This is a genomic window from Devosia equisanguinis (assembly GCF_900631955.1).
GTDB classification, from domain to species: Bacteria; Pseudomonadota; Alphaproteobacteria; order Rhizobiales; family Devosiaceae; genus Devosia; species Devosia equisanguinis.
Map to the genome: position 1 here is coordinate 159,635 of NZ_UZWD01000025.1, position 26,995 is coordinate 186,629.

Here is a 26,995-nt window from a genome sequence, read left to right on the forward strand (position 1 = left end):
CAAGGAAAGCAAAGGGAAGGCGGGAGGCTCTATAGCAGCATTGTGACGGGGCGGGTAGCCTCGGAAGGGCGTGGCGGTTCAGCGCGCCACGAAACCCTGTTTCTTGAGGTGGGAATAGGCGGCGATCACCGAGCGCAGCTTGTCCTCTGAGGACGCGTCGCCGCCATTGACGTCCGGGTGGTGCTTCTTGACCAGGGCCTTGTAGGCCGCCTTGATCTCGTCGGACTTGGCATGGCCGGTTATCCCCAGCGCCTCGAGCGCGCGGCGGTCGGGCTCGTTGAGCGGCTTGACCCGTTCGGAGGCCGGGCGCTTGGACTGCTGGTAGCGGTAGCGCGCGAACACGCCGAAGGGGTCGCCATATTTGTCGCCGGGCCGTCCGGCGGCGGCGCTGGCCGCGCGCGCGGCGCCGGCATTGCCGGTGGCGAAGCTGGAGCGCGATTCGACCTTGGGCGGGGCATGCAACGCCTCTTCGAGGTCTTCCGGGCTCATGCCGGCGAAATAGTTGAATGCCTTGTTGTAGTGGCGCACATGCTCAAGGCAGAAATTGTGGTACTGGCCTTCCGAGCGCACGCCCTTGGGGGCCCTGTACTCGCCGGGTTCGTCACAGCCTTCCCAATCGCACGGAGTCGTCACCGGTTCGGCCTTCTCCTCCTGGCGCGGGCGGATGCGAATGTTGTCGAAGAGCTTGGATTGCAGTTTCATCGTACCCAGTTACTTGCCTGAACAATATTTCGCAGGAGCCGACCCATGTCCGTCGCGGACACTATCCGAGCCAAGCTCACCGACCGGTTTTCGCCCCTCCAGCTGGAGGTCATCGACGAATCCGAGAGTCACCACGGTCACTCGGGCTGGCGAGAGGGTGGTGAAACCCATTTTCGTGTCAGAATCGCGACCCGCAATTTTGACGGTCTAAGCCGCGTCGCGCAACACCGTGCGGTGATGGATGCGCTCGACGCGGAATTGAAGGACAGTGTGCACGCCCTGGCCATCGAGGTGCTGCCCGCCGCCTAGCTGGTTTTGGCGGCCTCGAGCGGCACGATCCGCACCTTGGACACGCGCTGCCGGTCCCGTTCCAGCACCAGGAAGCGGAAGCCGTGGGCGCTGACCTCGTGGCCAGGCTCGGGAATGAGCTTGGCCGCCGTGATCACGATGCCGGCAACGGTATTGGCCGTGTCGTCGGGCAGGCTCCAGTCGAGCAGGCGGTTGATGTCGCGAATGGCGATGCTGGCATCGATGTCGTAACTGCCGTCGCCATTCTTGTGGATGCCGAACACCGCCTCGTCGTCGGGTTCATCATGTTCGTCGGAAATGTCGCCGACGATTTCCTCGATGATGTCTTCGAGGGTGACCAGTCCTTCGAGCACGCCATATTCGTCCAGCACCAGCGCCATATGGGCGTGGCGCTTGAGGAAGGCGCTGAGCTGCACCTGCACTGGGGTGGATTGCGGAATGAACCAGGGTTTGGTCATGATCTTGCGGACATCGACCTGGCTGGTATCGCCATTGGCGTCCATCAGGGCCCGCAGCACGTCCTTGGCGTGCAGCACGCCGACGATATTGTCGCTCTCGTTTTCATAGAGCGGCATGCGGGTATAGGCGCAGTCGAGCACGTCGCGCACCAGTTCGTTCACCGGACGGGTAACGTCGAAGGCGGTCATCTGCGTGCGATGCACCATCACGTCGCTCACCACCAGGTCCTTGAGATCGAGCAGCCCGCCGAGCATGTCCCGGTCGTCCTTGACCACTTCGCCTTCCGAATGCAGCAGGTCGAGCGTGCCTCGGATTTCGTCATGCCCGGAAATGGCGCTGGCATTGGTCGCGTCGAGCCCGAAAAGGCGCAGGATGGAATTGACGACGGCCTGCACCGCCAGGGTAACCGGCGCGAAGAACACCACCACGACCCGCACGACCGGCACCACCGCCAGCGCAAAGCTGTCTGGGCGCATCAGGGCCAGGGTCTTGGGCAAAACCTCAGAGAAAATCACCACGGCCGCGGTCATAGCGATGGTGGCATAGGCGATACCCGCCTCGCCAAACACCGCAATCAAGACGCTTGCCGCCAGCGTGGAGGCCAGGATGTTGACGATATTGTTGCCAAGCAGGAGGGCGCCGATCAGGCGTTCCTTTTCCCGCGTCAGCGTTTCCACCAGCACGGCCCGGTTATCGCCATTGCGCGCCAGCTGATGCATGCGGGCCCGCGAGGCGGCGGTCAGTGCGGTTTCCGAGCCGGAAAAGAAGAAACTCATGGCCAGCAGCACAATGATGCCGGCAGAGGTCAACCACAGCGTCGTCGTCATGGGGCGCGCATCTCCTCGAGGAAAGTCCTGACCTTGTCGGGATCGACATTCCTTTCGATGAAGGCCTTGCCGATGCCGTGCGTGAGAATGAAGGTCAATGCACCGCGCTGGACCTTCTTGTCCTGCGCGATGGCGGTCATCAACGTGTCGGTGGTGCCGAGCGTTCCGGGGATGTCAGCCAATGTGGTGGGCAGGTCCGCGCGCTTCAAGTGGCTGGTGACGCGGCCGATATCCTGCCCCGGTGCGAGGCCCAGCCGCGCCGAGAATGTGTGCGCCAGCACCATGCCGATGGCGACGCCCTCGCCATGCAGCAAGCGGTCGGAATAGCCGGTATCCTTTTCCAGCGCGTGGCCGAAGGTATGGCCGAGATTGAGCAGGGCGCGGACGCCGTTTTCCTTCTCGTCCTCGATGACCACACGTGCCTTGTGGGCGCAGCAGCGCGCCACCGCTTCCCCGCGGGCCGGGCCGCCGGCGAAAATCTCGTCGAGATTGATATCGAGCCAGTCGAAGAAGTCGGGGTCGTCGATCAGCCCATATTTGGCCACTTCGGCGTAGCCGGCAGCGAATTGGCGCTTGGGCAGCGTGTCGAGCGCGGAGAGATCGGCCAGCACCAGCTTGGGCTGGTGGAAGGCGCCGACCAGGTTCTTGCCATGGGGCGAATTGATGCCGGTCTTGCCTCCGACCGAGGAATCCACCTGCGCCAGGAGCGAGGTGGGCATCTGCACGAAATCCATGCCGCGCCTGGTGATGGCGGCGGCAAAGCCGGCGAGGTCGCCAATGACCCCGCCGCCCAAGGCGATGACGAGATCGCCACGTTCGAGCCGTGCGGCCAAGAGGCCCTCGATCACGGTTTCGAGATTGGCATAGCTCTTGGTGCTTTCACCGGCGGGCAGGACGATGGTGTCGTAGCCAAGGCCTGCGGCATCGAGGCTCCTGGTCAGGCGTGGCAATTGTGCCTCGGCCACGGTCCTATCGGTGACGATGCCGTAGCGGCGCCCGGGAAAGCGATCAGCGAGAATCGGACCTGCATCGTCCAGCAGGGTGGGGCCGATCAGGATGTCATAGGCGCGCTCGCCCAAAGCGACGTGGACAGTGTGGTCGATCCGGGTCATGGCGGGCCTTCAGGTCTTGAGGTGATGCAGGGCGGCATTGATGACGTCGCTGGCGACCGCCTCGTGGGGCACGTCGCGGCTGAGCACGGTGATGTCGGCCTCCGCATAGATGGGGTAGCGGTCGGCGATCAGCTTTTCCAGCGTGGCACGGGGATTGTCGGTCTTGAGCAGCGGCCGATTGGCGCGACGCGATACCCGCTCGAACAGAATATCGGCATCGGCCTTGAGCCAGACCGACAGCGCGCCGGCCTTGATCAGCGCGCGAGTTTCGAGATTGACGAAGGCGCCGCCGCCAGTGGCCAAGACGATATCGGTATCCTTGAGTACGCGGGCGATGACGCGGGTTTCCCCGGCGCGGAATTCGGGCTCACCGCGCTGCGCGAAAATCTCGGGAATGCTCATATGCGCGGCTTTTTCGATTTCCTCGTCGCTGTCGAGGAATTGCCGGCCCAGCCGGTTGGCGAGGCGCCGCCCTACCGTGGTCTTGCCGGCGCCCATCATCCCCACCAGCACGAGGGGACGCCCGCCCAGACGTTCGGCCAAGGCCCTGGCTCGGGCGTGCCGCCCCGCCGTCTCCGATTTGCTCACCTGGCCGCTCTCCGTTTCAGGCGCTATCAAACGGTCCGGGCGTGGGCTGTCAAGCGCTAGGGCATGCGAGGTTGATCCATGCGGCGGTTTCCGCAACACTGGTCACAACCGGATTGCAACCATTGGGTGTCACACTGCTCTGTGCCGCCGCCTGTGGGATTATCATGCCGACCCTGTTTCGCCTGCTTATCATCGTGTTGTTCCTTGCCGGGCTCGGTTATGCCGGGATGTTCGCGCTCGTCTCCTTCGTGCAGCCGACGCCGAAGGAAGTGAGCCAGCGCATCCCGACGCGCGACCTGTTGGGCGAGCCCGAAGGCGGGCCGCGTCCGGGCCTGCCGGTCCCCAATGTCAGCAGCACGCCGGCGACGGGCGGGCAATGAGCGGGGCGCATCTGGTCGGCGCCTTCCTCGAAATGATGAGCGCCGAGCGCGGGGCCGCCGCCAATACGATCGAAGCCTATCGCCGTGATCTCAGCGATTATTCGGGCTTCGTCGCCGGCCGGGGACAGAGCCTGCTCGATTGTCCGCGCGATACCATCACCGCCTATCTCGAAAATCTCAAGCTGGAGGGGCTGTCTGCCTCCTCCAGCGCTCGCCGGCTTTCGGCCATACGACAATTGCACAAGTTTTTGTGTGCCGATGGACTGCGCGGGGATGATCCCACGCGGATCGTCGCCAGCCCCAAGCCGCGACGCGCTCTGCCCAAGGTGCTTTCGGTTGCCGAGGTCGATCGCCTGCTCACCCTGGCTGAAACCGAAGCCAATGCGCCTGCCAGCCCGGCCAAGCAATTGGCGGCGCGCCGGCTCTATTGCCTGCTCGAAATGCTCTATGCCACCGGGCTGCGCGTCAGCGAACTGGTGAGCCTCAGGCGCAATGCGGTGGTGCGCGATGCCAGTTTCATCACCGTCATCGGCAAGGGCAGCAAGGAGCGCATCGTGCCGATGAACGACCGGGCGCGCGATGCCGTACGCGCCTGGATCGAGACGCTGCCGCCGGGGCCCTGGCTGTTTCCGGCCAATGGCGAGGACGGCTATCTCGCGCGGCAGGTTTTTGCGCGTGATCTCAAGGGGCTGGCGGGGCGTGCCGGCATCAGTGCGGCGCGGGTGGCACCCCATGTGCTGCGCCACGCCTTTGCCAGCCATTTGCTGGCTGGCGGCGCCGACCTGCGCGTGGTGCAGATGCTGCTCGGCCATGCCGATATTTCCACCACGCAGATCTATACCCATGTGCTGGATGAGAAACTGCGCAATCTGGTGGAGCAACACCACCCGCTGGCGCAGGAATAGGCATTCCTTGGACAGGAAAATCCATCCATTTGGCCCCGGCGGCTTGACTCGGCATTGCGCCATCGCCACTTTCCGGCCACTTTAGCAGGCAACAGGCTGGGCTCGATTTTTCGGGGTCGCCTATAACGACCCCTGACGGGCGGGTGGGATGCAGTCTTATCTCGATTTTGAAAAGCCGGTCGCCGATCTCGAAGCCAAGATCGTCGAACTGAAATCTCTGGCGGCAACCGACCAGGCCGTTTCCATCGATGAGGAAGTCAACCGCCTCTCGGCGCGCGCTGACGAAGCCCTGGTTGAAATCTACCGCAAGCTGACCCCGTGGCAGAAGACGCAGGTGGCGCGCCACCCGCAGCGACCGCATTTTTCGGACTATGTGCAGTCCCTGATCACCGAGTGGCAGCCGTTGGCCGGTGACCGCAAGTTCGGTGAAGACGCGGCCCTGCAGGCCGGCTTTGGCCGTTTCAACGGCCAGCCGGTGGCCATTCTGGGCCAGGAAAAGGGCAATTCCACCGAGACGCGCCTCAAGCACAATTTCGGCATGGCCAATCCCGAGGGCTACCGCAAGGCGGTCCGCATCATGGATATGGCTGATCGTTTCTCCATCCCGGTGCTCTCCTTCGTCGACACTGCCGGCGCCTATCCGGGCATCGGCGCCGAGGAGCGTGGCCAGGCCGAAGCCATTGCCCGCTCGACCGAAAAGGCGCTGGAACTGGGCGTGCCCAACCTCGCCATCATCATCGGTGAGGGCGGCTCGGGCGGCGCCATCGCCATCGCCACGGCCAATCGCGTGCTGATGCTGGAAAATGCCATCTATTCGGTGATTTCGCCCGAGGCCGGCGCCTCCATCCTGTTCCGGGACGCAGCGCGCGCCCAGGACATGGCCACGGCGCAGAAGATCACCGCGCAGGACCTGCTCGGCTTCAGCGTCATTGACGGCATCATCCCCGAACCAACCGGCGGCGCGCATCGCCACCATGGCGCGGTGATGGAGTCGGCCCGCATTGCCATCGACACCTTTCTCAGGGACTTCGAAGGCAAATCGCGCCTCGAGACCCGCGAGCATCGTCGCGAGAAATTTCTCGCCATCGGCACCAGTCTCTAGTTGTCCTGGCGCGCCGGCGCAGCTCGCGCCGGCCGGCCGATGGCTAGACCGAGGGCAAATAAAAAGGCCGGCATTGCTGCCGGCCTTTTCGTTTATCGAAGAGAGGGGACTTACGCCGCTTCCTCGTCGCTTTCGGCATCCGCGGCATCGGCCTTGGTGCGCTTGGGGCTCTTGGCGAGCTGCTTTTCGATCAGCTGCACGGCCTCGGTCAGCGTCAGCTTCTTGACGGCGCTGATTTCGCGGCTCATGCGGTCCATGGCCTGTTCGAACAGCTGGCGTTCCGAATAGGACTGCTCGGGCTGTTCCTCGGAGCGATAGAGGTCGCGCACGACTTCGGAAATGGCGATGAGATCGCCCGAATTGATCTTGGCTTCATATTCCTGGGCGCGACGCGACCACATGGTGCGCTTGACACGGGCCCGACCGGTGACGGTATCGAGCGCCTTCTTGACCTCGTCCTCTTCGGCCAGCTTGCGCATGCCGACAGACTTGATCTTGGCGACGGGTACGCGCAGAGTCAGCTTGTCCTGCTCGAAGCTGATGACGAACAGCTCGAGGGTCAGGCCGGCGACTTCCTGCTCTTCGATGGCGACGATGACGCCGACGCCATGGGAGGGATAGACGACGTATTCGCCGGTCTTGTACCCGAGCCGCTGCTGTACCTTCTTGGCTACCATATTACTGGAACTCCTTGTTGACGCCCCATGGTCGGTTCCTTGCGGGAAGGACCCACCATTCCTACTCATGCCTGGCGTCCGACCCGGACGCCGATGCGCAGTCAAGCCATCTGGCCGCATCGGGATCCGCTTGCCCGATGCGCCACACAACCGTCGATGGTGTCAAAAAAATCGTGCCTTGCGGCACGGGCTGGGTGACGAGCTTAACTGCATAGAAGCCCACCATAGCACAAATTTTCAGCAGAATCAAAAGATACGAATCAGGCAGCCGAAAGCGGTCGCTGACGCGCGGCAAATTGACGAAAATCGGGCCGTGACAAGAGGCGTTTAGTCGCCTTCGCCGGGTTCTTCAGAGAAATACTTGTCGAGCTTGCCACCCTCGCCGTCGCGCTCCTTGGCCTCGGGCAGAGGATCGCGGCGTTCGGTCAGATTGGGCCAGATGGCGGCAAACTTGGTGTTGAGCGCCAGCCATTCGTCGAGACCGCTCTCGGTATCGGGCTTGATCGCCTCGGCCGGGCATTCGGGCTCGCAGACGCCACAATCGATGCACTCATCCGGGTGGATGACCAGCATGTTCTCGCCTTCGTAGAAACAGTCCACCGGGCAGACTTCCACGCAGTCGGTGTACTTGCAGGCAATGCAATTGTCGGTGACGATATAGGTCATTCTGGCAGGCAATCCCGTCCATCGCGGCCGACCCTTGGGTAGGTCAAGCCACCTGTCTCAACGGGTCCGGTGCTAAACCCTTTTTTTGCCTGCTGCAAGACCATGGCGAGGGACGGTTTGGCGCAGGATCGGCTTGGGGCGGAATGGTCTGCCAATCGGCAGGGCCAGCGCTAGCCGCGGGCGGCTGGATAATGACGAAAGACCAGATCCTCGGGGTCTTGCCCGATGGCGTCAGGGTCGAGCACCGCGCCCAGCCTGCGCGCCAGGGCAATCGAGCGCTGGTTTTCCGGATCGCAATAGCTGACGAGACTGACGAGGCCCAGGATATCAAAGGCCCAGTGGCGCATCGCTTCGGCCGCTTCAAAGGCATAGCCTTGGCCTTCAAAGCCCTCATAGAGCAGCCAGCCCAGTTCCTTTTCCGGAAAAAGCGGGCCGTGATTGATGCCGATCTGGCCGAGCACGGCGCCGTCGGCGCGGCGCTCGATCATCAGGCAGCCATGGCCGAAGAACTGCCATTGCGCGGTATCGTTGGTGAACATGCCCCAGGCGGTCTTGAGGTCGAAGGGCCCACCCATATGGACCGAACGAGGGGACATCATCAGGGCGCGATAGAGATCGAAATCGGCAGAGATCATCGGCCGAAGACGCAGACGCGTGGTCTCGAGGGTTGGAATGTCAATCATCGTCGCTATCGATGAGGCGATCTGTGTCGCGCCGTCCCTTCTTGGTCGGGCGTCCGCTGCCGGCCGGCCGTTCGGCGATGGCGGCGTCGAAGACCGACAGTTCAGGCTTGGGCGGCATGGGCGGGGAAATGTCCTCGTAGAGCCCCTGCGCTTCGCTGGCCGGACCGCGCCTGGTGCCGGGGTCGAGAATGCGCCAGACAAGGATGCGGCCATGCAGCGACATGGTCAGCACGTCGCCGGCACCGACCTTGTGGTCGGTGCGCTCGGTCTTTTCAGAGTTTACCCTTATGGCGCCGGTCTCGATGAGCTTTTGCGCCAGGGTGCGCGACTTGACGGCGCGGGAGAAGAACAGGAACCGGTCCAGACGTTCCTTGCGGAGAACGGCGCTGTCCGGCCCGCCCAAACCCTAGTCCTTCTTGTTGCGCAAGGCGGCCAAAGCCGCGAAGGGGCTGTCCGGATCAAAGACCGGCTTGCGCTCTTCACGCGGTGGGCGGCGATCGGCCCGTTCGGGGCGCTCATTGCGCTCGGGGCGGCCGCCGCGGCGCTCGTCATCGCGTGGCCGCGCATGGGCCGGCTTGCCATTGCCCTGCGGGCGCTCTTCGCCTTCCGGCCGGCGTTGCCCCTTGGAGGCGGCGGGACGGGTACGGTCGCGATTGGCGCGCTGGCGCGGCTGGCCCTCTGCCGCATCACCCTCGCGACGCTGGCGCGGCTCGTGGCGGCGCTGCTGCTCGTTGCGGCGGCCACCGGGGAACCAGACCTCGTCGAATTCCGGCTCGGCCGGCGTCGCGGCTTCGCTGGCGTCGGCCGCGGCGGGAGCCGCGTCGGCCACCGCTTCTGCCAGGGACGCTTCGACCGGCACGATGATTTCAGCGGTCTCGACGGTTTCAGTCGCCTCGCCCGTGGCCACTTCCGCAGCCTCGTTGCCGGGCTCGAGAGCGGCTGGCGCGTCGGCCAGGACCTCGGCAAGGGCCGTGGCTTCCGCAGAGGCTTTAGCGGGTACGATCGGAGCGGCAACCTTGGGGGTACGGCGCAGGCGATAGCCCAGGGAGGAGAGGATGGAGGCGAAATCTTCGCCCGAGCAGCCCAGAAGGCTGGTCATCTCGACGGTGACGCGGAAGCCGTTACCTTCGGCAGCGCCGGCCGGCAGGTCGCCCTGATAGGGGCGGGCGGCGTCGAGTGCGATCAGCGGACGGATGATGTCGGCGAGGCGCTCGAGGATATCGATGCGCACGGCGCGCTTGCCGGCCACCTTGAAGCCGGCGATCTCGTACAGGCGCGGATCGACTTCAGGATCGACCAGGAACGAGGTGCGGCCCGACAACACGATGTGCGGAATGTCGGTGACGCCGGGCTGGCGGGTGCCGCCATGCTTGAGCGCGAACAGGATCAGCGCCAGCTCGCGCGGTGCGGGCTTGAGCGAGAGCGGCAGATAGATGTGATAGGCGCCGAACTTGATGCCCAGCTTGCGCATCTTGCCGCGCACATCCTGATCGAGCGCCTTGACGTCGTCGGCGACGACAGCGCGGGGCAAGAGGCCCAGATGTTCGAACAGGCGATAGGCGATGCCGCGGGCGGGGCCATCGAGGTCGGCCGGCGCTTCCAGCGCCATGATCGGCTCGAGCACGGTATTGACGTGGTGGCGCAGCCAGAGCGACAGGCGATCCTGTACCTTTTCAAGGTCGGGTCCGGTCAGGGTCTCGTCGGCAAGGGTGATGATGCGGGGGCGATAGAGGCTGTCGCCCTCGGCCAGTTCCGCGACGACTTCCCCGCGCCAGCGCAGGCGGCCATCGGTGGCCAGCACGAATTCCTCGTTGGGGGCGCCAGCCAGGCGCTCGGCGCGATTGTGGATCTCGGGAGCAACCACCGCTTCCGCAGCGCCGCGAATGCCTCGCGCATCCATGTCGCCTTCAGAGCGCGCCAGGGTGAAGCGGAAGCCTTCAAGCGTTCCGATCAAATGGCCTTCCAGCCGTACTTCGCCTTGGCTGTTGATTTCGGGAGATACCATACGTTTGTCTTTCAGGTGGCGGAGTAGCACGCTGGTGCGCCGGTCAACGAACCGCTGGGTCAGCCGCTCGTGCAGAGCGTCGCTCAGGCGATCCTCGATATCACGGGTCTTTTCGCGCCAATAGAGAGGGTCTTCAAGCCAGTTTTTACGATTGGCGACAAAGGTCCAGGTCCGGACCTGCTTGATCCGGTTGCTGAGCGTATCAATATCGCCTTCCGCATTGTCGCAAAAGCGCACCTGCTCGGCAATCCAATCGGCGTTGACGCGGCCCTTTCGACGCAAATCGGTAAAGATGCGGGTAATGATTTCCCCGTGCGCGGCGGGCGAAATGCCCTGATAGTCCGGCAACTGGCAGCATTCCCACAGCACCCGCACGGCATCGAGCCCGCGCACCAGGCTCGCCGCTTCGTTGCGGGCGAGAAATTCGAGCGCCATCTGGTCGGTGGCGATGGGCACGCGGGTCAGGGTCCGGTCCGTGGGGGAGACATCAAGCGAATCGCGCAGCGCATCGAGCGATGAGAAATCCAGCGCGCTGTTGCGCCATTGCACCACCTTTACCGGCTCGAAGTCATGGGTTTCGAGCTGGACGACCAGTTCTTCGTCGAATCCCTCGGTGCCGCCGGTGACCCCGAAGGTGCCATTGTGCCGGTGCCGACCGGCGCGGCCGGCAATCTGGCCGATTTCGGACGGGGTCAGTGGCCGGCTCTGGCGACCGTCGAACTTGGTGTCGTCGGCAAAGGCGATGTGGTGGATATCGAGATTGAGCCCCATGCCGATGGCATCGGTGGCGACCAGGAAATCCACGTCGCCATTCTGGTAGAGTTCCACCTGGGCATTGCGGGTGCGCGGGCTGAGCGCGCCCATGACCACTGCGGCGCCGCCGCGTTCGCGCCGGATCAGCTCGGCAATGGCATAGACCTGGCGGGCGGAGAAGGCGACGATGGCGCTGCGGGCCGGCTGGCGCGAGATTTTCTTGGAGCCGGAATAGGTCAGCTGCGAAAAGCGCGGCCGGTCGATGATCTCGGCATTCGGAATGAGCTTGCGGATCACCCCGGCCATGGTCGCAGAGCCCAGGAGCAGGGTTTCCTGCAGGCCGCGAGCCTTGAGAATTCGATCGGTGAAGATATGGCCGCGATCGAAGTCGATGGCGGTCTGGATTTCATCGACCGCTACGCAGTCGACATGGATGTCCATGGGCATGGCCTCGACCGTCGCCACCCAATAGCGCGGCTTGGCCGGAACGATCCGCTCTTCCCCGGTGACCAGGGCCACAGCCTGTTCGCCGACCCGCTCGACGACGCGCGTATAGACCTCCCGGGCCAGAAGACGCAAAGGCAGGCCGATCATCCCGGTTGGATGGGCCAGCATGCGCTCGATGGCAAAATAGGTCTTGCCGGTATTGGTCGGCCCCAGAATGGCCTTGACCGAGGGGGAGGAAAAAAAGGTCATTGCGCCCAATGTAAGGGGCCGGGGCCGGGGTTGCGAGAGGCAAGAGGATTTGTCCCAAGAAAGGACAGGGATTGATACCTTTTCGCCACGAGTCTTAACGGGTGAAACCAAAGGTGAACGAAGCAGCATCGAATCGGCGCGAATCGGCAAATCCGGCTTTGTTCACCACGAGATGTGGTGGGCTCTGTCGCCCCGGTGGCACAAGCGGATGGCATGATCATGTCCTTGTGGCACAACTGGTCGCCAAAACCGTTTAGAAGGGTTTCGGTTCCGTTAATCCGGCGCAAAAACGTGTAAAGCTGAAGCAGAGGTAAATTCGCCTGGCGTCGATATTTTTCATCCCTTCATGCCCATGGGCCCGGCTTTGCTGGGATTGGCCGGCGCGCATTGAGGAAAAACTGCATTGACGTGCCAGGATGGCACAGGGCCGGCGCGGGCCCGATAACGACGCGAAAGCTGACGGCAAGAGCAAAAGGCGGCAGCCAAGAGTGTTTCGGGCCGAGTCATTGGCGCGCGTCTTGGCACTGTCACAAGGCAAATAGAATGCGGCAATTGTGGAATAGTATTCTTAAATGCCCATTGGGTGGATTGCGCACAACGCTCGGTTAACTGCTTTCTCCTAGCCTCCCCCGCGACAATGAGGAATTCGGATCGCATCCGACTTAGCAGCGCGAAGAGGGGGACAGGTTTTGGGTACGCTTTCCAAGATCATGGGCAATGTGCGCATGACCACAACCATTCTGGTTCTGGTGATGTGCTCGATCATCGGATCGATCACGGCCATGTCGGCATCGATCTACTTTAACCTGCGCGAGCGGTCGCTTGAGGATAGCCGCATCCAGCAGGAGACCAATATCGGCGTCGCGGCCACCATTCTCGAGCGGCGCATCTCCGGCTCGGTGCTGAGCTGGGGCGAAGATGGGTCGATCGGCAATTTCCAGAGCTGGGCCATTCCGCCCTTCTACGACAGCGAAGTCATCGATTCGGTCACGCGCGTCACCAAGCAGGATGCCGGCATTTTCGCGCTCGATCCGCAGACGCAGACCCTGATGGTCAAGACCACGAGCCTTGTTGGCCCCGATGGGCAGCGCGCCCTCAGCGAAACCTTGGGTCCCGATAGCCCTGCCTATGAAGGCCTGATGGCCGGCGAGCCGTTCCAGGGTGAACTCGGCATGATGGGCGAAAGCTATTTCGCCGCGCTGCAGCCGATCCAGAAGGTCAATGGCGAGGTGATGGGTGCAATCTTCGTCGGCACGCCGATGCGCAATGTCGAGGCGGCGGCCAATAGCGTTTTGGGGCTCATCGCCATTGTCGGCGGTGCCGTGATCATCGCGCTGGGTCTGGTGGGCTTTGTGGTGTCCCGCGCCATCACCCGGCCGATTCCGCGCCTGGCCTCGGCCATGGATCTATCGCCCAGGGCCAGTACGACACCGAGGTGCCCTATGCCGATATGGGCAATGAGGTGGGCGGCATGGCACGTGCTGTGGAAGTGTTCCGCCAGAATGGCGAGCGCGTGGCGCAGATGACCGAGGCGGAAGCCGCCCGCATCATTGCTGATCAGGACAATCGCAAGCGCATGATGGCCGAGCTGCAGGCCGCTTTCGGCGAAGTGGTCGATGCCGCCATTGCCGGCGATTTCGACCGGCGCGTGGAAACCGAATTCCCAGATCCAGAGCTCAACAGCCTGGCTTCGGGCGTCAATCGCCTGGTGTCCACCTTCAAGCGTGGCGTCACCGAAATGGGCCAGGTGCTGGGCGCCATGGCCCATACCGACCTGACGCAGCGCATGACCGGCGACTATGAGGGGGCCTTCGCCCGCCTCAAGGACGACACCAATGCCATGGCCGACAAGTTCACCGAGGTGGTGACCCAGTTGCGCGACACTTCGGGTGCACTCAAGACTGCCACCGGGGAAATCCTGTCCGGCGCCAATGACCTCTCCGAGCGCACCACCAAGCAGGCCGCGACCATCGAGGAAACTTCGGCGGCCATGGAACAGCTGGCATCGACCGTGCTCAAGAATGCCGAGCGCGCCCATGAGGCCAGCACCAATGCCCAGGCGGTCACCAATGCGGCCGAGCAGGGGGTGGCGGTGATGGATTCGGCCAATCAGGCGATGGAGCGGATTTCGGCCTCCTCGGGCAAGATTTCCAACATTATCGGGCTGATCGACGATATCGCTTTCCAGACCAACCTCTTGGCGCTCAATGCTTCGGTCGAGGCCGCGCGTGCCGGCGAGGCCGGCAAGGGCTTTGCGGTGGTGGCTGTGGAAGTGCGCCGCCTGGCCCAGAGTGCAGCGCAAGCGTCCTCGGAGGTCAAGGCCCTGATCGAGCAGAGTGCCGGCGAAGTCAGCAATGGCACCAAGCTGGTGGAGTCGGCGGCCGCCAAGATCGCCGGCATGCTGGTGTCCATCCGCGAGAATACCAGCGCGCTCGAGGCCATTGCTCAGGACAGCCGGGAGCAGGCCTCCTCCATCGAGGAAGTCAGTGCCGCGGTGCACCTGATGGACGAGATGACCCAGCACAATGCGGCCCTGGTGGAAGAGACCAATGCCGCCATCGAGCAGACCGAGGCTCAGGCCAACGAGCTTGACCGGATTGTGGATACGTTCAAGGTCGAGGGTGGGCGCGAAGAGGTGGTCGATTGGGCCAATGTCGCGCGCCAGCAGCGCGAACGCCAATCGCGTCCGGCCCCGCGCCCGATGAGCCAGGGCAATGCGGCGCTCGATGCCGATTGGGAAGCCTTCTGAGGCCAGTGCCCCTTTTACCGATCGCTTTGCCCCCGGGATGTCGCCATCCCGGGGTTTTGTTTTCGACCCGATATGCCCGCAAGTGCAGCAAAAGCGGCGATTTTGCCGCAGAATTGCGCAGCCATTTACCGGCAATTAAGTACGAGCTTGGTATTTATTCGGTGAAGGGAAGATCGGAACTGCCCCCGACGGGAGTGGGGACAGTCCATGCGGCCCAATCAGACAGTGATACGTCAGCCTGCCGGCCCCGGCAGACTTCGTCGGACAGGGTGCTGTTCGCCGAGGACATGACCGACATGTCTGGTGGGTCCCGGCCGGAGTGAAGGGTAACATGAATATTCGCGCCAAAGTTTTTGCCGTTGTGGGGCTGATGGGTCTGGCCTCGATCATCATTGGCGGCATGGCTGGCTATATGGTGATGGAATACAACAAGCAGACCAGCCGCCTCGAGAACCTGGCCGATCGGGCCTATCTCGGGGAACGGCTCAACCGCTATGTGACGGCGGTGGTGATGGAGTCCCGGGGCATCTATGCCGCGCCCAACACCGAAAAGGCTGCGCCTTTCGCCGAAGGTATCATGACCTATCTCGACCGCATCGATGCGCTGCTGGCCGAATGGCAGCCGCTGGTCGATGAGGGCGGCATGGAGGCCTTCAATGCCGTGGTCGCCCGCTCCGCCGAGTTCCGCGCCTTCCGCACCGAAACCGCAAGGCTGGGCCGCGATGTCGCGCCGGCCGAGGCCAATGCGCAGGGCAATAACGAAGAAAACCGCGCCAATCGCCGTGCCTATCAGGGCGAGATCGATGCGGTGGTCGAGCGTGATCTCGAGCTGTTCCACGGGGTCAAGGCCGAGATGGGCAGCTTCCAGCAGAACATGATCATGCTGCTGGTGGGCACTATTGTGCTTGGCCTGGGCGCCGGCATCGCCGTGGCCGGCTATGTCGGTACCGTACACCTCTCCCGCCCGGTCAGCCGGCTGACCCGTTCCATGGAGGCGCTGGCGCAAGGCGAACTCGAGACCGAGATCGACTATCTCGACAGCAAGGACGAGATGGGCGCCATGGCCCGCACGCTGCAGGTGTTCCAGGACAATGCCCGCACCGTCGCGGCGCTGAGCCAGGAAGAAAAATCCCGCGCCATCGCCGCTGCCGAGCGGGCGCGGATGATGGATGTGTTCCAGACCCAGTTCGACGAGGCGGTGGCCGCAGCGCTCGAAGGCGATTTCAGCCGTCGCATCACCACCGATTTTGTCGACCAGGACCTGGTCCGCATTGCCGAAAACTTCAACAGCCTCATCGACAGCGTCGATACCGGGCTGGTGGAGGCCGGCAGTGTGCTGGCCGCGCTGGCGCGCACCGATCTCACCCAGCGCATGGTGGGCGAGCATCGCGGTGCCTTCCTCGATCTCAAGACCAATATGAACGTGGTGGCCGAGACGCTGGCCGATGTGGTGACGCGGCTGCGCTCGACCTCGCGCGCCGTCAAGGTGGCCACCGGCGAAATCCTGTCCGGCGCCAATGATCTGTCGGAGCGTACGACGCGGCAGGCCGCGACCATCGAGGAGACCTCGGCTGCCATGGAGCAATTGGCCTCGACCGTGGTCGAAAACGCCAAGCGGGCGCGCGAAGCCAGTGTCATGGCCACCGAGGTGACAGCGACCGCAGAGGATGGCGGCCGGGTGATGGGCGAGGCCAATCAGGCCATGGAACGCATCACCGCGTCCTCCTCCAAGGTCTCCGACATTATCGGCATGATCGACGATATTGCCTTCCAGACCAATTTGCTGGCGCTCAACGCCTCGGTGGAAGCGGCGCGGGCCGGCGAAGCCGGCAAGGGCTTTGCCGTGGTCGCCGTCGAAGTGCGGCGCCTGGCGCAGAGCGCGGCGGAAGCCTCATCCGACGTCAAGGCGCTGATCCGCCAGTCAGCCGACGAGGTCAATGCAGGCACCAAGCTGGTGGCCGAGGCCGCCGGCAAGCTCGAAAAGATGCTCCAGGCGGCGCGCAGCAATACCAGCTTGATGGAAGGCATTGCCCGCGACAGCAATGAGCAGGCCTCGGCCATCGAGGAAGTCACCGTGGCCGTGCGGCAGATGGACGAGATGACCCAGCATAATGCGGCGCTGGTGGAACAGACCAATGCCGCCATCGAGCAGACCGAAAGCCAGGCCAATGAGCTGGATCGGATCGTCGATATCTTCCGGCTCGACACCAGCGAGGCGGCCAAGCCGGCACAGCGTGCGGCGCCTGCGCCGACGCAGCGAGCCAATGCGACACCGGCCCCGGCCCGCCGCGCCGCAGCGACCTATCTCAGCCAGGGCAATGCGGCGATCTCTGCCGATTGGAGCGAGTTCTAGGGCTCGATTTCAACTCGGCTGTAGGGAAACAAGGGGGCGCAAGTGCCCCCTTCGCAGTTTTTATCACGAATAGCATCGTGCTTTACCGCGCCTTAACGCGGCGCGTGATGACGTGATCACGGACGCAGAAGACGATGCACCCGGTTTGACCTGGGTGAGACTGAGAACGGCGTCGCCTTCCTCAGCAGGACCGTCCGGCCGTGCCGCTTCGATGGAAGCGGTCCGCCGTTCGTGGCGACAGTGACCATAGGGCACCCAGAAGGGTAGCCAGTTATGAGGCAGTAAAATGAAGTTCAGCGATCTGTCCATCCGGATGAAGCTGGTGCTGGGCGCAGGCCTGATGTTCCTCCTGGCCATGGGCGGCATCATCGCCGGCGGCCTGGCTCTGATGTACCAGACGGCCGGCAGCGAGGCCGAAGAGCGGGCGCGCACCCTTCTGGGTCAATATTCCAACCTGGCCGAAGGGGAGATGGGCAAGATCATCTCCGCCACCCGCAGCCTCACCGCTTCCATCGAGGGCGTCATCGCCACGGCCCCGGTCGATCGTGACATGCTGGGCCGGCTGGTCTCGGGCGCCATCGTGGCGCAGCCTTCGGTTATCGGCATGACCCTGGCCTTTAATTCCAACGCTCTCGATGGGCAGGACGCCAACTATATCGGCCATCCCTATTCCGACGCGACCGGCCGCTTTGTTCCCTATTTTACCAGCTCGAACGGCAAGATCGCAGTCGAGCTGCTGCAGATGGGGCCTGAAAACGGCACCGAGAGCTGGTACGACCTGCCCATGCGCGAAGATCGCACCGTGGTCACGCCGCCCTACTCCTATCCGGTGAACGGGAAGGACACGCTGCTCTCCACCGTCAGTGTCGTCGTGCACAAGGGTGGCAAGCCCGTCGGCATTCTTACTTCCGACCTGACGCTGGACGCCATTTCCGACGTCATTTCCGCGCTCAAGCCGTTCGGCGTCGGCAGCGTCATGCTGGTCAGCAACAACAATAGCTGGGTGGTCAATTCCGACCCAAGCCTGGCCGGCCAGGCGCTGGAGCCCGATATTGCCGCGGCCCTGCTCAATACCGAGCTGATGGAACGCGGCATGACCTTTCCGGACGAGAACGGGGTCAGCCAGTTCGCGGTAACGGCTCCGGTGCATTTTGCCGATACTGCGGACCAATGGACCATGATCATGACCGTGCCAACGGCAACGGTCTATGCCGGGGTCGATGCCATGCGCAACATGGCGCTGGTTGCTGCCGGCGTGTTGCTGGCCGTCATCCTGGCGCTGGTCTGGCTCGGCTCGGGCATGATTGCCAAGCCCATCCGCCGCATGACCGGGCTGATGAATGAGCTGGCCAAGGGTCGCTACGATATCGAGGTGCCCTATCAGGCGACCCGCAACGAGATCGGCGACATGGCCCGCGCGGTCGAGGTGTTCCGCGAAAATGGCCTGCGCATCAGCCAGATGACCGAGGCCGAAGCGGCGCGTATCATTTCCGATCAGCGGGCGCGCCAGGAGATGATGACCGAGCTGCAGGCGGCGTTCGGCGAGGTGGTCGATGCCGCCATTGCCGGGGATTTCTCCAAGCGCGTGCATGCCAGCTTCCCCGATGCCGAGCTCAATAGCCTTGCCGGCAGCGTCAACAGCCTCGTTGAAACCGTCGACCAGGGGATTGCCGAAACCGGCACCGTGCTCGGGGCCCTGGCCGAGACCGACCTGACCAAGCGCATGCTGGGCGACTATCGCGGTGCCTTTGCCGAGCTCAAGCATCACACCAATACGGTGGCCGAGACGCTGAGCCAGGTGGTGGGCGGGCTCAAGGAGACCTCGCGGGCGCTCAAGACCGCAACCGGGGAAATTCTCTCCGGTGCCAATGACCTGTCCGAGCGCACCACCAAGCAGGCCGCCACCATCGAGCAGACCTCGGCGGCCATGGAGCAGCTGGCCTCGACGGTGCTGCAGAATGCCGATCGGGCACGGGACGCCAATGTCAACGCCCAGACCGTCAGCCATACTGCCGAAGAGGGTGGAGCGGTGATGGCCCAGGCCACCGAGGCCATGGAGCGGATCACGGCCTCGTCTTCTAAGATCTCCAACATCATTGGCCTGATCGACGATATCGCCTTCCAGACCAATCTCTTGGCGCTCAATGCCTCGGTCGAGGCGGCGCGGGCGGGTGACGCCGGCAAGGGCTTTGCCGTGGTGGCCGTGGAGGTGCGGCGCCTGGCGCAGAGCGCCGCCAGTGCCTCCTCGGACGTGAAGGCCCTGATCGAGACCTCGTCTGGCGAAGTGGGGGCCGGCACGCGCCTCGTGGCCGAGGCCGCCGCCAAACTGGAGGCCATGCTCGATGCGGCCAAGGCCAATTCAGCCTTGATGGACGGCATTGCCCGCGACAGTCGCGAGCAGGCCTCGGCCATTGAGGAAGTCTCGGTCGCGGTGCGGCAGATGGACGAGATGACCCAGCACAATGCGGCGCTGGTGGAGCAAACCAATGCCGCTATCGAGCAGACCGAGGCGCAGGCCAGCGAACTCGACCGGATCGTCGCCGTGTTCCGCACCGACGCCAATGCGGCGCCCGCGCCCATGGCCGAGCCGCCGCGGATGACGGAAGCGCCGGCACGGCCACGGGCCGTCTCGGCCAGCGCCAAGACCAGGCAGGCCGCCAATGCCTATCTCAGCCAGGGCAATGCCGCGATCTCGGCCGACTGGAGCGAGTTCTGACGGCTTAGACGCCAAGCGGGCAATAGCTTTGACCCCCGGTGCAAACACAGTTTGTGCCGGGGTTTTTGTTTTTCTTGTATGGAGCAAAACCTGCCAAAACTATCAGATTACGTATATTTACCCACATATAACAATCTATGTTCATAATATTACTTCTCGTATTGTTTTTCATTAACTATTCGCGCGCAGCCTTGCTTGTGAGCCTGTGTCCTCCTCTTGGATGCGGCAAAATTGCGGGACGGTATCATGCGCGGCATTTCCTGGGGCGGAAAACAGCGTGACGATGCGGCCAAGGTGGCCGCCATCATGCGCAGCCAGGCCGTTATCGAGTTCGAACTCGACGGCACCATCATTACGGCAAACGACAACTTCCTCCGTGCCATGGGTTATGAGCTCGTGGCGGTGGCGGGACAGCATCACTCCATGTTCTGCCCACCCGAGGTGGTGCAGAGCACCGAATACAAGACGTTCTGGGGCGATCTGGCCAAGGGCAAGTTCTATTCGGGCGTGTTCAAGCGGCTGGCCAAGGGCGGGCGCGAGGTCTGGATCCAGGCCAGCTACAATCCGGTGCTCGACAGTGCCGGCCGGCCGGTCAAGGTCATCAAGTTCGCCACCGACGTCACCGAACAGTCCGAACGTGCGGCCGACCACGCCGCCCAGATATCGGCCATATCCCGGGTGCAGGCGGTGATCGCCTTCAATCTCGATGGCACGGTGATCGACGCCAATGACAATTTCCTCACCACGGTGGGTTATGGCCGCGAGGAGGTGGTGGGACAGCACCATTCCATGTTCTGCGACCCGGCCTATGTGCGCTCGGACGACTACAAGCGCTTCTGGGCGCAATTGCGCGCGGGCGAATTCGTCGCCGCCGAGTTTCATCGCTTCGGCAAGGGCGGTCGGGAAGTGTGGATCCAGGCCAGCTACAATCCGATTTTCGATGCATCGGGCCGGCCGATAAAGGTCATCAAATACGCGACCGATATCAGCGAGCGCAAACGCGCCGAAGGTATCATCGCCGCCTTGACCGATAGTCTGGCCCGCATGGCCAAGGGCGATTTGGGTGGGCGTATCGACACCGCCTTTACCGGGCAATACGAGCAATTGCGCCAGGCCTTCAATCGCTCGCTGGGGCAGTTGGAGGGGATCGTGGTCGATCTCCGTCAGGCCTCGCGCGCGCTGCGCACGGCGACCGGGGAAATCCTGGCCGGGGCCAACGACCTGTCCGAGCGCACCACCCGCCAGGCGGCGACCATCGAGGAAACCTCGGCGGCGGTGGAACAGGTGAGTGTTGCGGTCGCGGACAATGCCAAGCGCGCCATCTCGGCCAGCGAGCGGGCGCGGCTGCTCGCGACCAATGCCACGGAAGGCGGCACGGTCATGGGCTCGGCAACCCAGGCCATGCAGGCCATCGAGGCCTCGTCTGCCAAGATTTCCAACATTATCGGACTGATCGACGACATTGCCTTCCAGACCAATCTGCTGGCCCTCAACGCTTCGGTAGAAGCTGCGCGCGCCGGTGATGCCGGCAAGGGGTTTGCCGTGGTGGCGGTGGAGGTGCGGCGGCTGGCACAAAGCGCCGCCGGCGCGTCCTCGGAGGTCAAGGCGCTGATCGAGACCAGCGCCGGCGAAGTGCGCACCGGGGCGCAACTGGTCGGTCGGGCCGCCGAGCGGCTCGGCGATATCCTGATCGGTGCCGAGGAAAGTGCCGGGCTGATCGACGAGATTGCCAGGGCCAATGCCGCCCAGTCCGGCGCTTTGGAGGAAGTTTCGGTCGCGGTCCGGCAGATGGACGAGATGACCCAGCACAATGCGGCGCTGGTGGAACAGACCAATGCCGCGATCGAGCAGACCGAAGCCCAGGCCAGCGAGCTCGATCGCATCGTCGATGTGTTCAAGCTCGACCCCAACTCCGCTGACTCCATGGCGGTGAAAGCAAAGGTGTCATCCGGGGTCAAGATTTTGCGCGCGGCAGGGTAGCCGGACGCCCCGATAATCGGGGGATTTATGAGAAATTTACCATAACGTGGTGTTATTTCTTTCATCTGACCAAGTCCGGATTTGGGAGTCTCGATTGGAAAGACTGACACCGAAGGCAGCGAGAGAGGCGGCACATCATGGCCACGCACGCGCAAGACATTCTGCAATCCAGACTTGATTTTATCGGCCTCGACGAGGCGGCGCGGGCCAGGCTCGCCAGCGTGCAGGGCACCATCGATGCCCATCTTGAACCGGCGCTCGACCGGTTCTACAGCAAGATCGCTACGGTCCCGGCGGTCAAGCAGTTCTTCGACGGCCGCCCCCAGATGGACCGCGCCAAGTCCAAGCAGGTGGGGCATTGGCGGGCCATTGCCACCGGACAGTTCGACGACGCCTATATGCAGGCCAGCACCAAGGTCGGTCTGCGCCACGCCCAGATCGGGCTTGAACCGCGCTGGCATATCGGCGGCTATGGCGTGATCATGGAAACCCTGGTCAAGGGCCTGTTGCGGGACGTGATGGATGCCGCGCTCGAGCCAAGAGAGCGCCGCTTCGGCCGGCCGGTGGCACGCAGCAAGGCCGAGGTGCAGCCCGAGGTCGAGGCCATGTCCGAGATCTTGGTGGCAGTGCTCAAATCCATGCTGCTCGATATCGATATCGGTGTTTCCGCCTATTTCGAAAAGCTCACCGGCGATGCGCGCGACGCCGATGATGCCGCCCGGGGCCGTATCCAGCAGGCGGTGGCGGCCACTGGCGCCGTGCTCAAGGACATGGCGCAGGGCGATCTCACCGGGCGGGTAACGGCCGAGCTCGATGCCGAATTCGAACAGATCAAGGTCGATACCAATGCGGTGGCCGAGAAAATGGCCGGCATTGTCGGCCAGCTGCAGCAGACCTCCCGCTCGCTGCGCACCGCGACCGGAGAAATCCTTGCCGGGGCCAATGACCTGGCCGAGCGCACCACGCGCCAGGCGGCGACCATCGAGGAGACCTCGGCAGCGGTCGAGCAATTGAGCGCGGCGGTGGTCGAAAATGCCAGCCGGGCCTCGATGGCCAGCGGCAAGGCGCAGTCCCTTGCGCGCAGTGCCACCGATGGCGGCGCGGTGATGGAGCAGGCCAATGGCGCCATGGGCGCCATCGAAACCTCCTCGGGCAAGATCTCCAATATCATCGGTCTGATCGACGACATTGCCTTCCAGACCAACCTTCTGGCGCTCAATGCCTCGGTGGAAGCGGCGCGCGCCGGCGATGCCGGCAAGGGTTTTGCGGTGGTGGCGGTGGAAGTGCGGCGCCTGGCGCAAAGCGCTGCCAATGCCTCGGCCGAGGTCAAACAGTTGATCGAGGCCAGCGCCGCCGAGGTCAAGACCGGCAGCCAATTGGTGGCACGCGCCGCCGAAATGCTGCTCGACATCCTCTCAGGCGCCGAAGAGAGCGCGACCCTGATCGATACCATCGCCCAGGCCAATAAGAGCCAGTCCGCGGCGCTGGGCGAGGTTGCCGTGGCAGTGCGCCAGATGGACGAGATGACCCAGCACAATGCGGCGCTGGTCGAGGAGATGAATGCCTCCATCGAACAGACAGAGGCCCAGGCCGTGTCGCTGGACGGCATTGTCGAGGTGTTCCGGGTCGATGGCTCGGCCTCGGCTGCGCGGCGGGCGGGGCAGGGGATGCGGCTGGTGCGCGCTGGGTAGCGGGGTCGGACGTAGACAAACGCTTAACCCTAAGCCGATAGCACAGGACCAGGCCTTGGGGCGCCATGCCCCATGGCCAGCGTCAAACTCACTGCGATCGGCTTCTCGGTATGTCTTTTCCGGCCCAACCCAACCTGCAAACACGCCTGGATTTCGTCGGGCTCGACATGGAGGCGCGGGCAAGGCTGGCCCAGTCGCAGGCCCGGGTAGAGGCGCATCTGGAGCCGGCGCTCGATCGCTTCTATGGCCTGCTCGCCGCCGTGCCCGAGGTGGCGCGCTTCTTCGACGGCAAGGCGCAGATGAACCGCGCCCAGGGCAAGCAGATCGGCCATTGGCAGGCCATTGCCGGCGGTCAGTTCGACGACGACTATTTCCAGTCCAGCACCCGCATTGGCCTGCGGCACGCCCAGATCGGGCTCGAGCCGCGCTGGCATATCGGGGGCTATAGCCTCATCATGGAAACCCTGGTCAAGGGCCTGGTGCATGACCTGATGGCCGAGGCCCTGACCCCGCAGAAAGGCTTGTTCGGCCGCGCCGTGCCGCGCGATCCCGAAGCGGTGCTCGCCGATGCCGACGCCATGGCGGAGACGCTGGTGGTGGTGCTTAAGGCGATGATGCTCGACATCGATATCGGCGTCTCCGCCTATTTCGGCAAGCTCACCGAGGACGCGCGGGCGCTCGAAGAGGGGGCGCGCGACAAGATCCGCAAGGCGGTTAGCGCCACCGGGTCGGTGCTGCGCGACGTCGCCGCCGGCGATCTCACCAGCCGGGTGACCGCCGAGCTCGATGCCGAGTTCGACCAGATCAAGGCCGACACCAATGCGGTGGCCGAGCGGCTGGCCGATATCGTGGGCCGGCTGCAGCAGACGTCGCGGTCGCTCAAGACCGCGACCGGGGAAATCCTGGCTGGAGCCAACGATCTCTCCGAGCGCACGACACGGCAGGCCGCGACCATCGAACAGACCTCGGCGGCGATCGAGCAATTGTCCTCCGTCGTCATGGAAAATGCACGTCGCGCCCTTACCGCCAGCGAAAAGGCCAAGGTGGTGGCTCAGAGTGCCACCCAAGGCGGCGAGGTGATGAGGCAAGCCAATGACGCCATGACCGCCATCGAGACCTCATCGGCCAAGATTTCCAACATTATCGGTCTGATCGACGATATCGCCTTCCAGACCAATCTGCTGGCGCTCAACGCCTCGGTGGAAGCGGCGCGCGCCGGGGAGGCCGGCAAGGGTTTTGCCGTTGTCGCGGTGGAAGTGCGCCGCCTGGCCCAGAGTGCCGCCAATGCTTCGGCCGAGGTCAAGGCGCTGATCGATACCAGTGCTGCCGAAGTGCGCGGTGGCAGCCACAAGGTGTCGCAGGCCGCCGAAGTGCTGCTCGACATTCTGGCCGGCACTCAGGAAAGCGCGGAACTGATCGACACCATCGCCCAGGCCAATCGCAGCCAGTCCACCGCGCTGGACGAGGTGACGGTGGCGGTGCGCACCATGGATGAGATGACCCAGCATAATGCGGCGCTGGTGGAAGAGACGAATGCCGCCATCGAGCAGACCGAAGCCCAGGCCAGCGATCTCGACCGCATCATCGACGTGTTCCGCATCGGCGCGGAGGCCTATCGCCCCATGCGCCGGCTGGCGTCTTGAGCGCGTCGGGGCTACTGGTCTTGAGCGTTTCAGGAGAGCTAAAAATGGTTCGTATCGGCCTTGTTGCCCATGACGACAAGAAAGACGATCTCTGCCGCTGGGCCGAGCATCACCGCGACAAGCTCGCCTTGCACGAGCTGTGGGGTACCGGCACCACCGGCAGCCGGATCATGGCGGCCACGGGCCTCGAGGTTACCCTGCTCAAGAGTGGCCCGCTGGGCGGCGACCAGCAATTGGGCGCCATGATCTGCGAGGGACGGCTGGATGTGCTGATCTTTTTCATCGATCCGCTCTCCGCCCAGCCTCATGACGTGGATGTGAAGGCGCTGACGCGGCTGGCAACACTCTACGATGTCCCGCTTGCCAACAATAAATCGACTGCGGACGCGGTTCTGGCGGCTGTCTAACCGGCCGGTTACTGTTGACCGCTCCGTGCTCTTATGAGCAGATGCCACAAAATTGCCCGGATTAAACCGGGCGGCATGGCACTCAGGAATCCGGGACGGTTTTAGTGACCTCCGACTTGGTTATTGACGTTCGCAACGTCACAAAACGCTTTGGCGGCCTGGTGGCCGTCAATAATTGCTCCCTTGCGGTCCGACGCGGCTCCGTCACCGGCCTGATCGGGCCCAATGGTGCGGGCAAGTCGAGCCTGTTCAACATCGTCGCCGGCAATATCGTGCCCGACGACGGGCAGGTGATCTTCGACGGCACGGATGTGACGGGGATGAAGCCGCATCAGCTGTTCGGCATCGGCATGCTGCGCACGTTCCAGATCGCGCATGAATTCAGCCAGATGACGGCGCTGGAAAACCTGATGATGGTTCCAGGCGACCAGCCGGGTGAGCATCTCATCGATACCTGGTTCCGGCCGCGCCTGGTGCGCAGCCGCGAGACCGAGGTGCGCAAGAAGGCGCTCGACGTCATCGATTTTCTCAAGCTCGGCCATGTGCGCAACGAGCTGGCCGGCAATCTCTCTGGTGGCCAGAAGAAGCTGCTCGAACTCGGTCGCACCATGATGGTCGATGCCAAGGTGGTGCTGCTCGACGAGGTGGCGGCGGGCGTCAACAAGACGCTGCTCAACGATCTGGCCGCCAATATCGAGCGGATGAACCGCGAGCTGGGCTACACCTTCTTCGTCATCGAGCACGATATGGACCTGATCGGGCGGTTGTGCGATCCCGTGATCGTCATGGCGCAGGGCGAAAAGATTGCCGAGGGCCCAATGGCCGACATTCGGGCCAATCCGGCCATCGTCGAAGCCTATTTCGGCACGCCGGTGGAGGCTGCTTGATGCCCCTGATCGAATTGAAACACGTCGTGGGCGGCTATGGCGGCGCGCCCATCCTCAATGGCGTCAACATGGCCATCGACAAGAGCGATATCGGCGTCATCGTTGGCCCCAATGGTGCCGGCAAGTCGACCACGCTCAAGGCTATTTTCGGCCTGCTCAAGGTCACCGGCGGGACCATCGAATTTGGTGGCGAGAACATCGCCAATTCCCTGCCCGACAGGCTGGTGCCCAAGGGGCTTTCCTTCGTGCCGCAGGAGAAGAATGTCTTCACCTCGATGAGCGTCGAGGAAAACCTGGAAATGGGTGCATTCACCCGCACCGACGATTTCTCCGAGACCATGCAGTGGGTCTATGAAATGTTCCCGGTGCTGGCGGAAAAGCGCCGCCAGCCCGCGGGGGAACTCTCGGGCGGTCAGCGGCAGATGGTGGCCATGGGCCGCGCGCTGATGAGCCGGCCGAGCCTGCTCATGCTCGATGAACCCTCTGCCGGCCTCAGCCCGCGCTATGTCATCGAAATCTTCGAGACCATCGTGCGCGTCAACCAGGAAGGCGTCGGCATTCTCATGGTCGAGCAGAATGCCCGCCAGGCGCTGGCCTTTGCGTCCAAGGGATTTGTGCTGGCCCAGGGCCAGAACCGTTTCACCGGCACCGGGCCGGAACTGATTGCCGACCCCGAGGTCGCCAAGTCTTTCCTGGGGGGCTGAG

The 26,995-nt window shown here is 63.6% G+C and carries 23 protein-coding genes; 14 read left to right on the top strand and 9 right to left on the bottom strand.

Features of this window, described 5'->3' with window-relative positions:
* Positions 1-78: 78 nt before the first annotated feature.
* Complete coding sequence (locus tag DEVEQU_RS10310; RefSeq protein ID WP_126150484.1) at positions 79-702, bottom strand: J domain-containing protein; 624 nt, start codon at positions 700-702, stop codon at positions 79-81.
* Positions 703-747: 45 nt separating this feature from the next.
* On the opposite strand from DEVEQU_RS10310, the gene DEVEQU_RS10315 reads away from it, so the two are divergent.
* Positions 748-1,011 carry a BolA family protein gene (locus tag DEVEQU_RS10315; RefSeq protein ID WP_126150485.1) on the top strand — a complete coding sequence of 88 codons (264 nt, stop codon included), beginning with the start codon at positions 748-750 and terminating at the stop codon, positions 1,009-1,011.
* Here the strand turns inward: DEVEQU_RS10315 and DEVEQU_RS10320 are convergent.
* The 3 genes from DEVEQU_RS10320 to DEVEQU_RS10330 are packed head-to-tail and all read right to left on the bottom strand — an operon-like array spanning position 1,008 to position 3,997.
* Complete coding sequence (locus tag DEVEQU_RS10320) at positions 1,008-2,297, bottom strand: HlyC/CorC family transporter (RefSeq protein ID WP_126150486.1); 1,290 nt, start codon at positions 2,295-2,297, stop codon at positions 1,008-1,010. The two genes, DEVEQU_RS10315 and DEVEQU_RS10320, sit on opposite strands and share 4 nt — an antisense overlap.
* On the bottom strand, positions 2,294-3,409 hold the full coding sequence (aroB, locus tag DEVEQU_RS10325; protein ID WP_126150487.1) for a 3-dehydroquinate synthase: 1,116 nt from the start codon (positions 3,407-3,409) through the stop codon (positions 2,294-2,296). Before aroB ends, DEVEQU_RS10320 begins: the two co-directional genes overlap by 4 nt.
* A gap of 9 nt (positions 3,410-3,418) precedes the next feature.
* Entirely contained in the window at positions 3,419-3,997 is a 579-nt protein-coding gene (locus DEVEQU_RS10330) for a shikimate kinase (protein WP_126150488.1), read from the bottom strand.
* A 164-nt stretch (positions 3,998-4,161) separates the two neighbouring features.
* Between DEVEQU_RS10330 and DEVEQU_RS20275 the strand changes: the two genes are divergently transcribed.
* From DEVEQU_RS20275 to DEVEQU_RS10345, 3 genes are all read left to right on the top strand, one after another.
* Positions 4,162-4,377 (top strand): histidine kinase, encoded by a 216-nt coding sequence (locus DEVEQU_RS20275; protein WP_329601459.1) that lies wholly within the window; start codon positions 4,162-4,164, stop codon positions 4,375-4,377.
* Positions 4,374-5,282 carry a site-specific tyrosine recombinase XerD gene (locus DEVEQU_RS10340; protein WP_126150489.1) on the top strand — a complete coding sequence of 303 codons (909 nt, stop codon included), beginning with the start codon at positions 4,374-4,376 and terminating at the stop codon, positions 5,280-5,282. The genes DEVEQU_RS20275 and DEVEQU_RS10340 overlap by 4 nt, the downstream gene beginning before the upstream one ends.
* A gap of 148 nt (positions 5,283-5,430) precedes the next feature.
* Positions 5,431-6,384 carry an acetyl-CoA carboxylase carboxyltransferase subunit alpha gene (locus DEVEQU_RS10345; protein ID WP_126150490.1) on the top strand — a complete coding sequence of 318 codons (954 nt, stop codon included), beginning with the start codon at positions 5,431-5,433 and terminating at the stop codon, positions 6,382-6,384.
* 110 nt (positions 6,385-6,494) lie between these two features.
* On the opposite strand, the gene DEVEQU_RS10350 is transcribed toward DEVEQU_RS10345, so the two are convergent.
* The 5 genes from DEVEQU_RS10350 to DEVEQU_RS10370 all read right to left on the bottom strand — a co-directional run bounded on the left by DEVEQU_RS10350 (position 6,495) and on the right by DEVEQU_RS10370 (position 11,864).
* On the bottom strand, positions 6,495-7,061 hold the full coding sequence (locus tag DEVEQU_RS10350; protein ID WP_126150491.1) for a CarD family transcriptional regulator: 567 nt from the start codon (positions 7,059-7,061) through the stop codon (positions 6,495-6,497).
* A 327-nt stretch (positions 7,062-7,388) separates the two neighbouring features.
* A complete protein-coding gene (fdxA, locus tag DEVEQU_RS10355) occupies positions 7,389-7,727 on the bottom strand; it encodes a ferredoxin FdxA (RefSeq protein ID WP_126150492.1) in 339 nt (112 codons plus the stop codon).
* Between the two features lie 170 nt (positions 7,728-7,897).
* Positions 7,898-8,410 carry a GNAT family N-acetyltransferase gene (locus tag DEVEQU_RS10360; RefSeq protein ID WP_126150493.1) on the bottom strand — a complete coding sequence of 171 codons (513 nt, stop codon included), beginning with the start codon at positions 8,408-8,410 and terminating at the stop codon, positions 7,898-7,900.
* Positions 8,403-8,813: an RNA-binding S4 domain-containing protein gene (locus DEVEQU_RS10365; protein ID WP_126150494.1), complete on the bottom strand. Its 411-nt coding sequence runs from the start codon at positions 8,811-8,813 to the stop codon at positions 8,403-8,405. Before DEVEQU_RS10365 ends, DEVEQU_RS10360 begins: the two co-directional genes overlap by 8 nt.
* A 3-nt stretch (positions 8,814-8,816) precedes the next feature.
* The gene (locus DEVEQU_RS10370; protein ID WP_126150495.1) at positions 8,817-11,864 is read right to left on the bottom strand and encodes a helicase-related protein; all 3,048 of its coding nucleotides are present in this window, start codon (positions 11,862-11,864) and stop codon (positions 8,817-8,819) included.
* Positions 11,865-12,553: 689 nt separating this feature from the next.
* On the opposite strand from DEVEQU_RS10370, the gene DEVEQU_RS10375 reads away from it, so the two are divergent.
* From DEVEQU_RS10375 to DEVEQU_RS10420, 10 genes are all read left to right on the top strand, one after another.
* Positions 12,554-13,390 carry a Cache 3/Cache 2 fusion domain-containing protein gene (locus DEVEQU_RS10375; RefSeq protein WP_126150496.1) on the top strand — a complete coding sequence of 279 codons (837 nt, stop codon included), beginning with the start codon at positions 12,554-12,556 and terminating at the stop codon, positions 13,388-13,390.
* Complete coding sequence (locus DEVEQU_RS10380; RefSeq protein ID WP_223214174.1) at positions 13,336-14,613, top strand: methyl-accepting chemotaxis protein; 1,278 nt, start codon at positions 13,336-13,338, stop codon at positions 14,611-14,613. Before DEVEQU_RS10375 ends, DEVEQU_RS10380 begins: the two co-directional genes overlap by 55 nt.
* Positions 14,614-14,944: 331 nt before the next feature.
* The gene (locus tag DEVEQU_RS10385; protein ID WP_126150497.1) at positions 14,945-16,966 is read left to right on the top strand and encodes a methyl-accepting chemotaxis protein; all 2,022 of its coding nucleotides are present in this window, start codon (positions 14,945-14,947) and stop codon (positions 16,964-16,966) included.
* 286 nt (positions 16,967-17,252) lie between these two features.
* Positions 17,253-19,682, top strand: coding sequence for a methyl-accepting chemotaxis protein (locus DEVEQU_RS10390; RefSeq protein WP_126150498.1), 2,430 nt, complete (start codon positions 17,253-17,255; stop codon positions 19,680-19,682).
* A 246-nt stretch (positions 19,683-19,928) separates the two neighbouring features.
* A complete protein-coding gene (locus DEVEQU_RS10395) occupies positions 19,929-21,662 on the top strand; it encodes a methyl-accepting chemotaxis protein (RefSeq protein WP_126150499.1) in 1,734 nt (577 codons plus the stop codon).
* 137 nt (positions 21,663-21,799) lie between these two features.
* Positions 21,800-23,353 carry a globin-coupled sensor protein gene (locus DEVEQU_RS10400; protein ID WP_126150500.1) on the top strand — a complete coding sequence of 518 codons (1,554 nt, stop codon included), beginning with the start codon at positions 21,800-21,802 and terminating at the stop codon, positions 23,351-23,353.
* 110 nt (positions 23,354-23,463) lie between these two features.
* On the top strand, positions 23,464-24,996 hold the full coding sequence (locus DEVEQU_RS10405) for a methyl-accepting chemotaxis protein (RefSeq protein ID WP_223214175.1): 1,533 nt from the start codon (positions 23,464-23,466) through the stop codon (positions 24,994-24,996).
* Positions 24,997-25,040: 44 nt separating this feature from the next.
* Complete coding sequence (locus tag DEVEQU_RS10410; protein ID WP_126150502.1) at positions 25,041-25,403, top strand: methylglyoxal synthase; 363 nt, start codon at positions 25,041-25,043, stop codon at positions 25,401-25,403.
* Positions 25,404-25,519: 116 nt separating this feature from the next.
* The gene (locus DEVEQU_RS10415; RefSeq protein WP_223214176.1) at positions 25,520-26,290 is read left to right on the top strand and encodes an ABC transporter ATP-binding protein; all 771 of its coding nucleotides are present in this window, start codon (positions 25,520-25,522) and stop codon (positions 26,288-26,290) included.
* The gene (locus DEVEQU_RS10420) at positions 26,290-26,994 is read left to right on the top strand and encodes an ABC transporter ATP-binding protein (protein ID WP_126150504.1); all 705 of its coding nucleotides are present in this window, start codon (positions 26,290-26,292) and stop codon (positions 26,992-26,994) included. Before DEVEQU_RS10415 ends, DEVEQU_RS10420 begins: the two co-directional genes overlap by 1 nt.
* Position 26,995: the final 1 nt, after the last annotated feature.

Bases quoted from the DNA above. Each gene is read 5' to 3' on its own strand.
- DEVEQU_RS10320 (WP_126150486.1), bottom strand. From the start codon at position 2,297: ATGACGACGACGCTGTGGTTGACCTCTGCCGGCATCATTGTGCTGCTG.
- fdxA (WP_126150492.1), bottom strand. From the start codon at position 7,727: ATGACCTATATCGTCACCGACAATTGCATTGCCTGCAAGTACACCGAC.
- aroB (WP_126150487.1), bottom strand. From the start codon at position 3,409: ATGACCCGGATCGACCACACTGTCCACGTCGCTTTGGGCGAGCGCGCC.
- DEVEQU_RS10400 (WP_126150500.1), top strand. From the start codon at position 21,800: ATGGCCACGCACGCGCAAGACATTCTGCAATCCAGACTTGATTTTATC.
- DEVEQU_RS10345 (WP_126150490.1), top strand. From the start codon at position 5,431: ATGCAGTCTTATCTCGATTTTGAAAAGCCGGTCGCCGATCTCGAAGCC.
- DEVEQU_RS10385 (WP_126150497.1), top strand. From the start codon at position 14,945: ATGAATATTCGCGCCAAAGTTTTTGCCGTTGTGGGGCTGATGGGTCTG.
- DEVEQU_RS10395 (WP_126150499.1), top strand. From the start codon at position 19,929: ATGCGCGGCATTTCCTGGGGCGGAAAACAGCGTGACGATGCGGCCAAG.
- DEVEQU_RS10420 (WP_126150504.1), top strand. From the start codon at position 26,290: ATGCCCCTGATCGAATTGAAACACGTCGTGGGCGGCTATGGCGGCGCG.
- DEVEQU_RS10360 (WP_126150493.1), bottom strand. From the start codon at position 8,410: ATGATTGACATTCCAACCCTCGAGACCACGCGTCTGCGTCTTCGGCCG.
- DEVEQU_RS10340 (WP_126150489.1), top strand. From the start codon at position 4,374: ATGAGCGGGGCGCATCTGGTCGGCGCCTTCCTCGAAATGATGAGCGCC.
- DEVEQU_RS20275 (WP_329601459.1), top strand. From the start codon at position 4,162: ATGCCGACCCTGTTTCGCCTGCTTATCATCGTGTTGTTCCTTGCCGGG.
- DEVEQU_RS10370 (WP_126150495.1), bottom strand. From the start codon at position 11,864: ATGACCTTTTTTTCCTCCCCCTCGGTCAAGGCCATTCTGGGGCCGACC.
- DEVEQU_RS10315 (WP_126150485.1), top strand. From the start codon at position 748: ATGTCCGTCGCGGACACTATCCGAGCCAAGCTCACCGACCGGTTTTCG.
- DEVEQU_RS10350 (WP_126150491.1), bottom strand. From the start codon at position 7,061: ATGGTAGCCAAGAAGGTACAGCAGCGGCTCGGGTACAAGACCGGCGAA.
- DEVEQU_RS10310 (WP_126150484.1), bottom strand. From the start codon at position 702: ATGAAACTGCAATCCAAGCTCTTCGACAACATTCGCATCCGCCCGCGC.
- DEVEQU_RS10410 (WP_126150502.1), top strand. From the start codon at position 25,041: ATGGTTCGTATCGGCCTTGTTGCCCATGACGACAAGAAAGACGATCTC.
- DEVEQU_RS10405 (WP_223214175.1), top strand. From the start codon at position 23,464: ATGTCTTTTCCGGCCCAACCCAACCTGCAAACACGCCTGGATTTCGTC.
- DEVEQU_RS10380 (WP_223214174.1), top strand. From the start codon at position 13,336: ATGGCACGTGCTGTGGAAGTGTTCCGCCAGAATGGCGAGCGCGTGGCG.
- DEVEQU_RS10390 (WP_126150498.1), top strand. From the start codon at position 17,253: ATGAAGTTCAGCGATCTGTCCATCCGGATGAAGCTGGTGCTGGGCGCA.